Source organism: Variovorax sp. OK605 (genome assembly GCF_900115445.1).
Classification (GTDB): domain Bacteria; phylum Pseudomonadota; class Gammaproteobacteria; order Burkholderiales; family Burkholderiaceae_C; genus Variovorax.
In genome coordinates, this window is sequence record NZ_FOWL01000016.1 from 58,972 (window position 1) to 72,535 (window position 13,564).

A 13,564-nucleotide genomic window follows, 5' to 3' on the forward strand; every position below is an offset into this window, starting at 1 on the left:
GCGGCGGGGGATTACTGCTCGACCTTGAACGCGCCGTTCACCACCTTGAGCATCACGCCGGTCTCGGTCGTGTAGCCCCAGTGGTCCTGCGCCGTCCAGTTCAGCACGCCGTGCGCGAGCACCGTGCGGCCCATGCCTTCGAGCGCGTCGCGCAGCGCGGCGCGGAATTCCGGCGTGCCGGGCTTGGCCTTCTTGAGCGCGACCGGAATGGCCTTCTCGAGCACCGTGAGCGCGTCGGCCGCGTGGCCGGCGAACTGGTTGCGCGAGCCGGGGCCGTAGGCCTTCTCGTAACCCTGCACGAAGGCCACGGCGGCGGCCTTCGACGGATGGCTGTCGGGCAACTGCTCGGCCACCGTGGCGGGGCCCGACACCACGAAGGTGCCCTCGGCGTCCTTGCCGGCGGTGCGCATCAGGTCCTGCGTGGCGGCGGCGTGCGTCTGGTAGACCTTGCCCTTGAAGCCGCGCTCCATCACCGCCTTCTGCGGCATGCCGGCACCGCTGCCCGAAGCCACGATGAGGATCGCGTCGGGGTTGGCCGACGTGAGCTTGAGCACCTGGCCGGTCACGCTGGTGTCGGCGCGCGCGAAGCGCTCGGTGGCGACGATCTTGATGCCGTTCTTCGCAGCCTCGGCGGTCAGCGCCTTGAGCCACAGCTCGCCGTAGGCATCGGTGTAGCCCAGGAAGCCGACCGTCTTCACGTTCTGCTTCTTCATGTGCGCGACCACCGCGAAGGCCATCACGTCGTTCGACTGCGGCAGGCGGAAGAACCACTTGTCCTTGCCCGGCGGCAGGCCGGCCGGCGCGGTAGAGAGCTGCGGCGTGCCGGCTTCGGCCGTCACGTCGGCCATCGGAATGGCCACCGGCGTGGCGCTGGAGCCGACGATGATGTCGGCCTTGTCCTCGGTGACCAGGCGCTGCGCGTCCTTCACGCCCGTGGTGGGGTCGGTGGCGTCGTCGAGCACCACCACCTTGAGCGTTTCGCCGGCGATGGTCTTGGGCCAGATGGCGATGCCGTTCTTCACCGGAATGCCCAGGCCCGAGGCCGGGCCGGTGAGGGGCTGCACCACGCCGATGGTGATGTCGGCATGGGCGAAGCCCATGCTCATGAGCGCCAGCACGGCGGCGAGGGTGGTCTTCTTGAAGGTCATCGATGTCTCCTGATAGGTCTTGACGGGTCTGCAGCGGGAACGAATGAACGATGGCTCAGCGCGGCGCCATGCGCAGCGCGCCGTCCAGGCGAATGACTTCGCCGTTGAGGTGGCCGTTGGTGACGACGTGGCAGGCCAGCTCGGCAAACTCCGAAGGCTTGCCCAGGCGCGGCGGGAACGGAATGGACGCGGCCAGCGACTGCTGCACCGGCTCGGGCAGCTCCAGCAGCAGCGGCGTGGCAAAGAGGCCCGGCGCCACGGTGCACACGCGAATGGCGTGCTGCGCCAGGTCGCGCGCCATCGGCAAGGTCATGCCGACCAGGCCGCCCTTGGAGGCGCTGTAGGCCTGCTGGCCCACCTGGCCGTCGAAGGCCGCCACGGAGGCGGTGAAGAGCATCACGCCCTTTTCGCCGTTGTCGAGCGCGGCCAGCCTGGCGCAGCGCGCGGCGAACAGGCGCGCCATGTTGTAGCCGCCGATCAGGTTGATGTTGACCACGCGCACGAAGTCTTCGAGCGGCGCGGGGTTGCCGTCCTTGCCGACGATGCGCTTGGCGCTGCCGATGCCGGCCACGTTCATCAGGATGCGCGCGGTGCCGTGTGCGGCCTCGGCCTTGTCCAGCGCGGCGTTCACGCTGTCGGTGTCGGTGATGTCGCAGGGGCAGGCAATGCCGCCGATTTCCGCAGCCACCTTTTCAGCGAGCGCGGCATTGCGGTCGAGCACGGCGACCTTGGCGCCCAGGCGCGCGAGTTCGCGCGCGGTGGCTTCGCCCAGGCCCGATGCCCCGCCGGTGACGAGTGCGGCTTGTCCTTCGATCTTCATGTGTCTGGTCTCCTGGAGTGCTTGCTTAACGAGGCGTGAGGGTGAAGGGCAGCGTGCCGCCGTGCATCGCATCGGCCAGCGCGGCGCGGTGCTTGAGCACGGCGCGCTGGTTGATGGAGCCCTTGTCGGTCACCTCGCCCTTGTCGATGGAAGGCGGCTCGGCCATCAGGTGCAGCCGCGCGATGCGGTTGGCGCTGCCGGTGCCCGTGGCGAACAGCTCGTTGGCCACCTGCTGGAAGTGCGCCTGCACCGGGGCGCTTTCGAGCACCTGCTGCAGGGTGGCGCCGGCATCGAGCCCGGCGAGCTGGCGCACCTTCTGCGTGGTGAAGATCAGCGCGCCGACTTCCTTCAGATTGATGCCGGTGAGCACCGCGTCCTGCACGTAGGGCGAGCCGGCCGCGATGATCTTCGCGCGCAGCGGACCCACGCTCACGAAGGTGCCGGTGGCGAGCTTGAAGTCTTCGGCAATGCGGCCGTCGAAGCGCAGGCCGCGGTGGATGTTGCCGTCGTCGATCCACTGCACCGCGTCGCCGGTGGAGAAGAAGCCTTCGTCGTCGAAGGCCTCGGCGGTGGCGTCGGGCGCGCGCCAGTAGCCGGGCGTGATGTTGGGGCCGCGGTAGCGCACCTCGGTCTTGCCGTCGACGTCGATCAGCTTGAGCTCGATGCCGGGCGCGGGCAGGCCCACGTCGCCCGACTTCACGTCGGGGCCGGTCACGTAGAGCGCGAACGGGCCCGACTCGGTCATGCCCAGGCCGGTGCCCATGACGATGCGCTCGCCCACTTCCGACTCCTGCGTCCTGTGCAGGCTGTCCCACACGGGCTGCGACAGCGCGGCGCCCGAGTAGAAGAACATCTTCACGCGCGACAGCAGGTTGCGCCGCAGCACCGCGTCGGTTTCCATGGCGTGCGCGATGGCCTCGAAGCCGGTGGGCACGTTGAAGTAGATGGTGGGCGCGATCTCGCGCAGGTTGCGCAGCGTCTCGGCCATGCCGGCGGGCGTGGGCTTGCCGTCGTCCACGTACAGCGTGCCGCCGTTGTCCAGCACGATGCCCACGTTGTGGTTGCCGCCGAAGGTGTGGTTCCAGGGCAGCCAGTCGACCAGCACGGGCGGCTCGTCGCCCAGCGCGGGAATCGACTGGCGCAGCTGCTGCTGGTTGGCGCACCACATGCGGTGCGTGTTGATCACCGCCTTGGGCATCTTGGTGGAGCCCGAGGTGAAGAGGAACTTGGTGATGGTGTCGGGGCCGGTCGCGCGCATCGCTTCGTCGATGGCGGGCGTGGCGGGGGTCGAGGCCAGCGTGTCGAACCTGGTGAAGGCACGGCCTTCGAGCATGCCCTCGGCAATGACGACCTCGGTGCCGGTGGGCACGACGGCGGCAATGGCGCGGCCGTAGCGCGCGGCGTCGGTGGCGAACACCAGGCCCGGCGTGAGCGTGTCCAGCACATGGCGCAGCTTCTCGAAGTCCTGGCTCACCAGCGAGTAGGGCGGCGACACGGGGCAGTAGGGCACGCCGGCGTAGAGGCAGCCGAGCGCGAGCAGCGCGTGCTCGATGCCGTTCTCGCTGAGGATGGCCACGGGGCGCTCCGCGCTCAGGCCGCGCTCGAGCAGCGCCTGTCCGATGCCGCGCGCTTCCTGCAGTGCCTGCGCATAGGACACGCGCAGCCAGTCGCCGGTGCCGCCGTCGGCCAGCCGTTCGCGGCGGGCGATGAAGGTGCGATCGGGCGCGTGTTCGGCCCAGTAGGCGAGGCGGTCGGTCATGCGCTCGCGGTAGGCCGCGAGTTGCGTCTCGGCCTTGAGGTACTGCGTGCCGGGTGCGCCGTCGCGCAGCGTGGCGCGCGTGACGCCGAAGGCCAGCGGCCGATAGCGAACGGCGGGAACCACGGGAGCGGCGGTCATCCCTTGCTCACCTTCGCGCCGCGGCCTTCGAGGAAGTCGCGCACGCGCTGCTTGGCCTCGGGCGCGGCCTGCACGATGCCCGACATCAGCGCTTCGGTGAAGAAGCCGTGGTCGGCCGACTGCTCGGCGATGCGCGGCAGCGCGTGCATCAGCGCGTAGTTGGTCAGCGGCGCGTTGGTGGCCACGCGCTTGGCGATCTCCAGCGCCTTGTCGAAGGCGGTGCCCTCGTCGACCAGGTACTGCGCGAAGTTGGCGCGCTCGCCGTCCTCGGCGTTGTAGACGCGCCCGGTCATCATCATGTCGGTCATGCGCGCCACGCCGATCAGCTTGGGAATGCGCACCGAGCCGCCGCCGCCCACGAAGATGCCGCGCGAGCCTTCGGGCAGCGCGTAGAAGGTGCTCCTGTCGGCCACGCGGATGTGGCAGGCGCTGGCCAGCTCGAGCCCGCCGCCGACCACCGCGCCGTGCAGCGCCGCGATCACCGGCACCGGGCCGTGCTGGATCAGGTCGAGCGCCGCGTGCCAGGTGCGCGAGTGCTGCAGGCCCTGGCCGGCGTCGCGCTCCTTCAGTTCGCTCAGGTCGAGGCCGGCGCAGAAGTGCGGGCCTTCGCCGTCGAGCACCGCGGCGCGCACGGTGGAGGGCAGCTTCTCGAACGCGTCGCGCAGCGCGAAGATCAGGCCGTCGGACAACGCATTGCGCTTGGCGCCGCGCGTCAGGCGGACGATGGCGACTTCGTCGCGGATGTCGATGTGAAGGTCTGGATTGGTCATGATGGTGTTCGGGGTTGCGTTGGATTATGGTTATGAGAAATAATCAATTCAAGGCACTTGAGGCCCCCCGACCCTAGGGACTTACCCGTACCGGAGACAACAGACATGGACCACCAGAACCTGATTGCGATCGACATCCACACCCACGCCGAGGTGAGTTGCTGGAACCCGTTCGACAACTACGGCGAGGAGTACGACCGCGCCGCCGACAAGTACTTCGGCTCCAGCGGACGGCCCACCATTGCGGAGAGCGTGGCGTACTACCGTGAAAGAAAGATCGGGCTGGTGATGTTCATGGTCGACGCGGAGTCGAACATGGGCCGCCGGCGCATCCCGAACGAGGAGATCGCCGAGGCCGCGCAGAAGAACAGCGACATCATGATTGCCTTCGGCAGCATCGATCCGCACAAGGGAAAGATGGGCGCACGCGAGGCGCGCCGCCTCATCGAGGAGCACGGCGTGAAGGGCTTCAAGTTCCACCCGACGGTGCAGGGCTACCACCCGTACGACAAGATGGCCTGGCCCATCTACGAGGTGATTGCCGAGTACGGCCTGCCGGCCATCTTCCACACCGGCCACAGCGGCATCGGCTCGGGCATGCGTTGTGGCGGCGGGCTGCGGTTGGAGTACAGCAACCCGATGCACCTGGACGACGTGGCCATCGACTTCCCCGACATGCAGATCGTCATGGCGCACCCCAGCTTCCCGTGGCAGGACGAGGCGCTGAGCGTGGCCACGCACAAGCCCAACGTGTGGATCGACCTGTCGGGCTGGAGCCCGAAGTACTTTCCGAAGCAGCTGGTGCAGTACGCCAACACGCTGCTGAAGGACCGCATCCTGTTCGGCAGCGACTACCCGCTGATCACGCCCGACCGCTGGATGCGCGACTTCGAGGCGGCCGGTTTCAAGCCCGAGGTGATGCCCGGCATCCTGAAGGGCAACGCGGTGCGGCTGCTGCGGCTGGACACGCCCGCCGCAGCGCCTGCCTCGGCACCTGCCTGAGCCGCTGTTTCAGCCGGCCGAAGAGGCCTTGCGTGAACGACCGGCCCGCGCGGCCGTGTCGTTCCAGTGCTGCTCCCACAGCGCGTCGCCGCGTTCGAGCGCTTCGCCCAGCTCCTTCTTGCGCCGCTGCACCACGGCGGTGACCAGCGCATTGCACAGCGAGAACGCCGCTGTGTACGAGTCGAACGGCGACGCGCTCGACGTGCGCACCAGCATCACGTGGTCGGCCGAGGCGGCCGCCGGCACGGAGGGCCCGTCGGTGATGACGATGACCTTCGCGCCCTTTTCCTTGAAGTACCTGGCCGCGCGCGCGGTGGCCAGCGCATGGCGCCTGAAGGTGACGGCCAGCAGCACGTCCTGTTCGCCGATCCACAGCAACTGGTCTTCCATGAGCAGCGGGCCGGTGGCGGTCATGGGGCGCACGTCGGGCAGGCACATGTTCAGGTGCAGCGCCAGGTGGCCGGCCAGCGCCGCGGCGTGCCGCTGCCCGGTCACATGCACGCGCGCCTTGCGCTGCGTGAGCATGCGCACCGCGCCCTCGAAGGCCGCGATGTCGAGCGCCGCGAAGGTCGAGGCCAGGTTGTGCTGGTCGTGCAGCAGCGCATTGGCCAGGCAGGTGCGCACCGAGGCGTCGTCGAGGATGACGGCGTCCGCGCGCGTGGCCGGCGAGGACAGCCGCGCGGTGACCTCGGAGCGCGCCTCCATCTGCGCCTCGGCATAGCTGGCGTAGCCCAGCTTGGCGAGCAGGCGCACCACGGTGGAGGCGCTGGTGCCCACCTTCTTTGCAAGGCTCGTTGCAGATTCGAGCAGGCCCTGGGGGTAGCGCGTCTGCAGTTCCTCGATCAGGAGTTGCTCGCTCTTGGTGAGCTTCTTGCCGTAACCCGAGATGCGTTGGTTCAGATTCATGGTCGCGGGCATTCTGCATGCGGAGTCGTGTCAGCCCCAATTTTGCAATGGTCATTGCAAAATTTAGATCGTCTTGCAACAATGCGCCCACTTTTTGACAGACCCCACCGCATCAGGACGCCCCATGAACCCCACCTCCACCGTTCCCGCCCTGCGCCGTCGCACGATGCTCGGCGCCGGCCTTGCCGCCATGCTGCCGCTGGCCGCGCGGGCCGAGGCCTGGCCCTCGCGGCCGGTCACGCTGGTGGTGCCGTTCCCGGCGGGCGGCTCGGTCGACCTGATCGCGCGGCTGTACGCCGAGCCGCTGTCCAAGGCGCTGGGCACGCCGGTGGTCATCGACAACCGCGCCGGCGCCGGCGGCTCGATCGCCAGCGCGCAGGTGGCGCGCGCCAGGCCCGACGGCTACACGCTGGTGGTGTCGTCGCAGAGCTCGCACCTGGCCAACCCGCTCACGCAGGCCAACCCGGGCTACGACCCGATCAAGGACTTTGCCTCCATCACCCAGCTGGCGCGCTCGATCAACGTGCTGCTGGTGAACCCCGCCGTGCCCGCGAAGACCTTCAAGGAGTTCGTCGCGCTGGTGAAGTCGCGCCCCGGCCAGCTCAACTTCTGCAGCGCGGGGCCGGGCAGCATGGGCCAGCTCAACGTGGAGCTGATGAAGTCGCAGCTGCAGCTCGACGCCACGCACGTGCCGTACCGCGGCGGCGGTCCGCTGGTGACGGCGCTGATCTCGAATGAAGTGCAGTTCGGCCTGGACAACCTCGCGCCCTTCCTGCCGCACATCCAGGCCGGCAAGCTGCGCGCGCTGGCGGTGGCCGCGCCGGCGCGCGTGGCGACGCTGCCCGACGTGCCGACCTTCGCCGAGCTGGGCTACCCGGTGCTGAACACCACCTCGTGGATCGGCCTGGCCGCGCCCGCGAAGACGCCGCCCGAGGTGATCGCCGCGCTGCACAAGGCGGTGCGCTCGGTGGCCGACCAGCCGGCCATGGCGGAGGCGCTGTTGTCGCGCGGCTCGCTCACGCCCGAGGCGCAATCGCCCGCGCAGTTCACGGCCATGATGTCGGAGCGGCTCGTGACCTACGGCGAGATGGTGAAGCGCGCCGGCATCCGTGGCGAATAAGGCCATGACCGACGCCTCGTTCGCCCCCGACACCGCACCGCTGGAGGTGCTGCCGCGCGACATTTCCGCCTACCGCCAGGGCAACACCGGCATCGACTACGTGCACCGCTTCGAATCGGGCCGGCCCGGGCCGCACGTGCTGGTCAACGCGCTGACCCACGGCAACGAGATCTGCGGCATGGTCGCCGCCACGCACCTGCTGGACACCGGCGTGCGCCCGAAGATCGGCACGCTCACGGTGAGCTTCGCGCACGTGGAGGCCTACAACGCCTTCGACATCGAGCGGCCCTACGAGAACCGCCAGCTGGTGCACAACCTCAACCGCATCTGGTCGAAGGCGATGCTCGACGGCAGCGAGCACAGCCCCGAGCTGAAGCGCGCGCGCGAGCTGCGCCCGGTTCTGGACGCGGCCGACTTCGTGCTGGACATCCATTCGACGCGCGCGCCGGTGCAGCCTTTCTGGGTCTATCCGGAGTTCGAGCGCAATGCCGGGCTGGCGCTGGCCGTGGGCAATCCGCTGGTGCACCTGGTGATGCCGGTGGGCGGCGCACCCGGCACGGGGGTGACGGGCTACGGCCGCCACGGCGAGCCGGATGTGCCGGACGTGCAGGGCGGCGCGGTGGTGGTGGAATGCGGCCAGCATTTCAGCCAGGCGGCGGCCGACCTGGCCACCGACGTGACGCTGCGCTTCCTGGCGCACCTGGGGCTGACCGGCCCCGTGGCCGCCGCGCCGGAGAAGGCGCCCGCGCGCCGGTTCCGCCTGCTCGAAGTGCACATGGTGAAGACCGAGGGTTTTGCCTTCGCGCGGCCCGTGCTCGGCTTCGAGACCTTCCAGAAGGGCGAGCTGATCGCCGTCGATGCAGGCCAGGAGATTCGCTCGCCCTGCGACGACTGCACGATCTTCATGCCCACGCGCGCGCCGCTGGTGGGCCGCGAGGGCGTCTACCTGACCGTGCCGGTCTGAGCGGGCAGGGCGCGGGCGCCTCGGCGGGCCCGCGTCAGGTTTCAGTGTTTCAGGGTTTCAGGGCTTCACGGCTTCAGGGCGTCACGGCGCCTGTTCTTCTCCTTCTTCCAGCCGGTCCCAGTCGCGCCCCGAGCGGCGCTGGCGCTCCTCGCGCTCGCGCGCCATCTGCTCCTCGAACTGCTGGCGGCCCGCCTTGTTGGCCGCGATCAGCTTGGCGCGGTCCTTGTAGTGCGGGTAGATCTCGTCGCTGAGCTTGATGTTCCGGCGGCGAAAGCGCATGGCCGATTCGCGGGCCTCGTGCGCCGGCCAGCCCAGCGCCTCGAGCGTGGCGCGCGCGCTGCGCAGCGACGACTCGAACACCTCGCGCTCGACCTCGGTCACGCCGCGGTCGCGCAGCTGGAACAGGTGCGTGACGTTGCGCGCCCGCGCGATGATGCGGGCCTGCGGAAAGTTCTCCTTCACGAGGTCGACGATTTCCAGCGACTGCTCGATGTCGTCCACCGCCACCACGATGGCCTTGGCCGAGCCGGCGCCCGCGGTGCGCAGCAGGTCGAGCCGCGTGGCGTCGCCGTAGAACACCCGAAAACCGAACTGGCGCAAGCCTTCGACGGTGTCGGCGTCATGGTCGAGCACGGTCACGTGCAGGCCCTGCGACATCAGCATGCGCCCGACGATCTGGCCGTAGCGGCCGAAGCCGCAGATGAGGACCTTGGCGTCTTGCTGCTCGGAGATTTCCTCGAGCTGCGGGCCCTGGTTGCGGCTGTAGCGCGGCAGCACGAACTTGTCGAGCAGCACCAGCAGCAGCGGCGACACCAGCATCGACAGCGCCACCGCGCCGATCAGCAGCGAGGTGATTTCGGGCGGCAGCACGTCGGGGCCGGCGGCCTGGAACACCACGAACGCGAATTCGCCGCCCTGCGCGAGCAGCAAGGTGAACACGGGCCGCTCCTGGTAGGCGATGCCCATGGCCTTGGCCAGCGCGTAGATCACCGCCAGCTTGAGGGCCATGAAGCCGACCACCAGCATCGCCATGATCCACGGGCTCGCGATGAGCACGCCGAAGTTGATCGACATGCCCACGGCAATGAAGAACAGGCCCAGCAGCAGCCCCTTGAAGGGCTCGATGTCGGTCTCGAGCTCGCGCCGGTATTCGCTTTCGGCCAGCAGCACGCCGGCAAGGAAGGCGCCAAGGGCCATCGACAGGCCCACCAGCTGCATCAGCGCGGCAATGGCCACCACCAGCAGCAAGGCGGCGGCGGTGAAGATCTCGGGCGTGTCGCTGCGCGCGATCCAGCGGAATATCGGCCGCAGCAACAGCCGGCCGCCGAGGATGATGCCGCCGATCACGCCGATGATCTTCGCGGCCTCCAGCGCGCGCTCCAGGCCGGTGACGGCCTGCTCGGCGGCGGTGGCGCCCGCCAGCAGCGGCAGCAGCGCCAGGATGGGAATGGCCGCCACGTCCTGGAACAGCAGGATCGAGAACCCGGCCTGGCCGCTGGGCGTCTTCATGAGGTTGCGTTCGCCGAACACCTGCAGCGCGATGGCGGTGGACGACAGCGCCAGCCCCAGCGCGGCCACCAGCGACACGCGCCATTCGGCGCCCACGGCGCAGCCGACGGCGAACAGCACCGCGGCGCAGCTCATGACCTGCGCGGCGCCCCAGCCGAAGATGGGGCGGCGCAGGTTCCACAGGCGCTTGGGCTCGAGTTCGAGGCCCACCAGGAACAGCATCAGCACCACGCCGAACTCGGCGAAATGCAGCACGTCTTCGACGCTGGACACGAGGCCCAGGCCCCAGGGCCCGATGGCGATGCCGGCCACGAGGTAGCCGATGATCGAGCCGAGGCCCAGGGCCTTGGACAACGGCACCACCAGCACGGCGGCGCCCAGGTAGATCAGGCTGTTGGTCAGCCAGGCGGGTGCGTGCTCCATGCTCAAGCCGCCTTGCCGTTGGCGGACGACGAAGCGACCGACAGGCCGTGCGTCATGGCGGCCTGGAAAGCGGTGGAGGCCAGCTTGGCCATGTCGTCGGGCTCGGCCGGCCGGTCGCTCTCGGGCACCGGGCAGGCCACGCAGGCGTCGATCTCGTCCATCTCTGGCCAGTCGGGGTAACTGCCCAGGCGCTGGGTGAAGGTCTCGATGTGCGCTTCGACCTCGGCCTCCGGGGCGCTGCGCGCGCCGTGGAAGATCAGCGGCGGCAGGAAGCGCATGCCGCACAGCGCGGCGGTCTGCTCGTAGGGCGGCAGGAAGGCGTCGAAGAAGTAGCGGTGGTAGCTCTGCGGGTGGTAGCTGGACTCGGGGCTGCCGGTGGTGGCGGCCAGCCAGAGGTCCTTGCCCTGCAGGGCGGTGCCGCCGGGGCCGTAGGCCCAGCCGTAGGCGAGCACGTCGTCGAGCCAGAGCTTTTGCAGCGCGGGCATCGAATACCACTGGATCGGGTGCAGCAGCACCACCAGGCTGGCCCTGGCGAGCCGGGCCTGCTCGGCCTCCACGTCGATCGCGTAGTCGGGGTAGCTGCCGTACAGGTCGTTCACGTCGATGCCGGGCACGGCGCGGGCGGCGGCCAGCATGCGGCGGTTCACGCGGGAGTCGCGCCAGTGCGGGTGCGCGGCGATCACGTAGACGCCGCGGCCTTCGGTGGCGGGAGATCCCGGGAATGTTGTTGTAGTCATGCCTTGAACATATCGCAGTCGCGGCGGCTTTGCCCGGCAAAAGAAGGCAGCCACTACCATGGAGCCCGTTCCAGTTCTGGAGGAGACGCTCATGCCGGTGGTTCTGGTGGCCAACCCCAAGGGTGGCGTAGGCAAGTCGACGATCGCGACCAACGTCGCGGGCTACTTCGCAAGCCGCGGCCACGCCGTGATGCTGGGCGACGTGGATCGCCAGCAATCCTCGCGCCTCTGGCTGGGCCTGCGCCCGCCGCAGGTGCGGCCCATCGCCACCTGGGAGGCGACCGGCGAGAGCACGGTGGTGCGGCCGCCCCGCGGCACCACGCACGCGCTGCTCGACACCCCCGCCGGCCTGCACGGCTGGCGCTTCAAGGAGGTGCTGGCGCTGGCCGACCGGGTGATCGTGCCGCTGCAGCCCAGCATCTTCGACATCTACGCGACGCGCGACTTCCTCGACCGGCTGCTGGAGAGCCGGCGCGCCGAGAAGACGAAGATCGGCCTGGTCGGCATGCGCGTGAACGCGCGCACGCTGGCGGCCGACCGGCTGCACGAGTTCATCGCAGGGCTGGGCGTGCCGGTGATCGGCGAGCTGCGCGACACCCAGAACTACGTGCAGCTGGCCGCGCGCGGGCTCACGCTGTTCGACATTGCGCCGGGCCGCGTGCAGCGCGATCTGGACCAGTGGCAGCCGATCTGCGACTGGCTCGACGCCTGACGCCTGACGCCTGACGCCTGACGCGCTCGCACCCGTCTCCCGGTTTTCCCTGAGCCCGGTTGTCGCGAGCCCGACAGCCGGCCCGACACCCCAGACGCCAGAATGCCCCGCATGACAAAAAAGACATTCCAGACCCTTCAGGATCTCTCTGCCTGCGTCGGCCAGGAAGTCGCCGTGAGCGACTGGATCACCATCACCCAGGAGCAGGTGAACCTGTTCGCCGAGGCGACGGGCGACCACCAGTGGATCCACGTCGACGTGGAGCGTGCCAAGGCCGGCCCCTTCGGCGCGCCGATTGCGCACGGCTTCCTCACGCTGTCGCTGCTGCCGCGCTTCTTCGAGGAGACGATCGACGTGGTCGAGTCGCGCATGGGCGTGAACTACGGCATGAACCGGGTGCGCTTCATGTCGCCGGTGCCCGTGGGCCAGCGGCTGCGCGCGCGCATGAAGCTGCTGAGCTCGGAGCCGATTGCCAACGACGGCTTCCAGATGACCTGGGAAGTCACCATCGAGCTCGAAGGCGCCCCCAAGCCGGCCTGCGTGGCCGAGTCGGTGGCGCGCCGCTACCGCTGAGGCGGCGGCTTTCCCTCTTTCTGTTTCCGCTTACATCCGGCGGTCGGTCACTTCGCCGTAGGTGGCCGCACCCTGGCGGGTGATGCCGAGCGCGCTGGCGCGCACGGTGTTGCGGTCGACGTTGCCGGCGGTCGGGCGCGCCACGCCCGTGCCGCCGTTGCTGATGCGGTAGGGCTGGGCTGCCTGGGCCTGCACGTCCGCGCGCGACATGGTCGACTGGAAGGGCGCGGGCGGCAGCGGGTTCTGTTCGCCCTGGAACGCGTGTGCGCCGCCGGCGAAGGCGAGCGTGGCGAAGGCTGCGAGGGCAATCGACTGGGTGTTCATGGCGAGACTCCTTGGACAAAGGCGGTGAATGGACCGGATGCCGGGTCGCTTCGCGGCCGGCATGTCTTTCCATACGGCCGGCACTCCTGTTCGGATGCAGCCATGCCTGCGCGGGTGCCCGCGACTTTGTGTCGAGGTGTCAGCCGAAGCCGTTTTGCCGCCAGGCCTCGAAGACGGTGACCGCCACCGCGTTCGAGAGGTTCAGGCTGCGCTGGCCTTCGCGCATCGGCAGCCGCAGGCGCTGCGCCTCGGCGAAACCGTCGCGGATGGGCGGCGGCAGGCCGCTGGTCTCGGAGCCGAACACCAGCCAGTCGCCGGGCTGGAAGCGCACGTCGTGCACGGCCCGCGTGCCGCGCGTGGTGAGGGCGAACATGCGATCGGCCGCGGGCTGTTCGGCGGCGAGCAGGGCCTGCCAGTCGGCATGGCGCTTCACTTCGGCGTACTCGTGGTAGTCGAGCCCGGCGCGGCGCAGCAGGCGGTCGTCCATCGAAAAGCCCAGCGGCTCGACCAGGTGCAGCGTGCAGCCGGTGTTGGCCGCAAGGCGGATCACGTTGCCGGTGTTCGGCGGAATCTCGGGGTGGACCAGGACGATATGGAACATGGCGACATTGTCGGTGGCCCGGCCGGCAGTCCGGCGAGGCAGTTCTCGTTCTGTGCGG

14 protein-coding genes are annotated in these 13,564 nt (G+C 69.3%); 5 read left to right on the forward strand and 9 right to left on the reverse strand.

Annotation, left to right across the window (positions count from 1 at the left end; genetic code table 11):
* Positions 1–11: 11 nt before the first annotated feature.
* From BM013_RS31245 to BM013_RS31260, 4 genes are read right to left on the reverse strand one after another with little or no spacing between them, the layout of a single operon-like run.
* Entirely contained in the window at positions 12–1,148 is a 1,137-nt protein-coding gene (locus tag BM013_RS31245; protein WP_093132389.1) for an ABC transporter substrate-binding protein, read from the reverse strand.
* 55 nt (positions 1,149–1,203) lie between these two features.
* Positions 1,204–1,968, reverse strand: coding sequence for an SDR family NAD(P)-dependent oxidoreductase (locus BM013_RS31250; protein ID WP_093132391.1), 765 nt, complete (start codon positions 1,966–1,968; stop codon positions 1,204–1,206).
* 25 nt (positions 1,969–1,993) lie between these two features.
* Positions 1,994–3,865, reverse strand: a complete 1,872-nt coding sequence (locus BM013_RS31255; RefSeq protein WP_093132393.1) for a feruloyl-CoA synthase — start codon at positions 3,863–3,865, stop codon at positions 1,994–1,996.
* The gene (locus BM013_RS31260; protein WP_093132395.1) at positions 3,862–4,635 is read right to left on the reverse strand and encodes a crotonase/enoyl-CoA hydratase family protein; all 774 of its coding nucleotides are present in this window, start codon (positions 4,633–4,635) and stop codon (positions 3,862–3,864) included. Before BM013_RS31260 ends, BM013_RS31255 begins: the two co-directional genes overlap by 4 nt.
* A gap of 105 nt (positions 4,636–4,740) precedes the next feature.
* On the opposite strand from BM013_RS31260, the gene BM013_RS31265 reads away from it, so the two are divergent.
* Positions 4,741–5,637 (forward strand): amidohydrolase family protein, encoded by an 897-nt coding sequence (locus BM013_RS31265; protein ID WP_093132397.1) that lies wholly within the window; start codon positions 4,741–4,743, stop codon positions 5,635–5,637.
* Positions 5,638–5,646: 9 nt separating this feature from the next.
* Here the strand turns inward: BM013_RS31265 and BM013_RS31270 are convergent, their stop codons facing one another.
* Entirely contained in the window at positions 5,647–6,543 is an 897-nt protein-coding gene (locus BM013_RS31270; protein ID WP_093132599.1) for a MurR/RpiR family transcriptional regulator, read from the reverse strand.
* A 124-nt stretch (positions 6,544–6,667) separates the two neighbouring features.
* On the opposite strand from BM013_RS31270, the gene BM013_RS31275 reads away from it, so the two are divergent.
* On the forward strand, positions 6,668–7,663 hold the full coding sequence (locus tag BM013_RS31275; protein WP_093132399.1) for a Bug family tripartite tricarboxylate transporter substrate binding protein: 996 nt from the start codon (positions 6,668–6,670) through the stop codon (positions 7,661–7,663).
* A 4-nt stretch (positions 7,664–7,667) separates the two neighbouring features.
* On the forward strand, positions 7,668–8,627 hold the full coding sequence (locus BM013_RS31280; protein ID WP_093132401.1) for a M14 family metallopeptidase: 960 nt from the start codon (positions 7,668–7,670) through the stop codon (positions 8,625–8,627).
* An 81-nt stretch (positions 8,628–8,708) separates the two neighbouring features.
* On the opposite strand, the gene kefC is transcribed toward BM013_RS31280, so the two are convergent.
* Both kefC and BM013_RS31290 read right to left on the reverse strand, forming a co-directional pair.
* Positions 8,709–10,559 carry a glutathione-regulated potassium-efflux system protein KefC gene (gene kefC, locus BM013_RS31285; RefSeq protein WP_093132403.1) on the reverse strand — a complete coding sequence of 617 codons (1,851 nt, stop codon included), beginning with the start codon at positions 10,557–10,559 and terminating at the stop codon, positions 8,709–8,711.
* A 2-nt stretch (positions 10,560–10,561) separates the two neighbouring features.
* Positions 10,562–11,296, reverse strand: coding sequence for a glutathione-regulated potassium-efflux system oxidoreductase KefF (locus BM013_RS31290; protein ID WP_093132405.1), 735 nt, complete (start codon positions 11,294–11,296; stop codon positions 10,562–10,564).
* A gap of 91 nt (positions 11,297–11,387) precedes the next feature.
* On the opposite strand from BM013_RS31290, the gene BM013_RS31295 reads away from it, so the two are divergent.
* Both BM013_RS31295 and BM013_RS31300 read left to right on the forward strand, forming a co-directional pair.
* Entirely contained in the window at positions 11,388–12,008 is a 621-nt protein-coding gene (locus tag BM013_RS31295) for a ParA family protein (RefSeq protein ID WP_093132407.1), read from the forward strand.
* Positions 12,009–12,110: 102 nt separating this feature from the next.
* Positions 12,111–12,581: a MaoC family dehydratase gene (locus BM013_RS31300; RefSeq protein WP_093132409.1), complete on the forward strand. Its 471-nt coding sequence runs from the start codon at positions 12,111–12,113 to the stop codon at positions 12,579–12,581.
* A 30-nt stretch (positions 12,582–12,611) separates the two neighbouring features.
* On the opposite strand, the gene BM013_RS31305 is transcribed toward BM013_RS31300, so the two are convergent.
* Positions 12,612–12,905 carry a DUF4148 domain-containing protein gene (locus BM013_RS31305; protein ID WP_093132411.1) on the reverse strand — a complete coding sequence of 98 codons (294 nt, stop codon included), beginning with the start codon at positions 12,903–12,905 and terminating at the stop codon, positions 12,612–12,614.
* Between the two features lie 139 nt (positions 12,906–13,044).
* A complete protein-coding gene (gene trmL, locus BM013_RS31310; protein WP_093132413.1) occupies positions 13,045–13,506 on the reverse strand; it encodes a tRNA (uridine(34)/cytosine(34)/5-carboxymethylaminomethyluridine(34)-2'-O)-methyltransferase TrmL in 462 nt (153 codons plus the stop codon).
* Positions 13,507–13,564 lie beyond the last annotated feature (58 nt).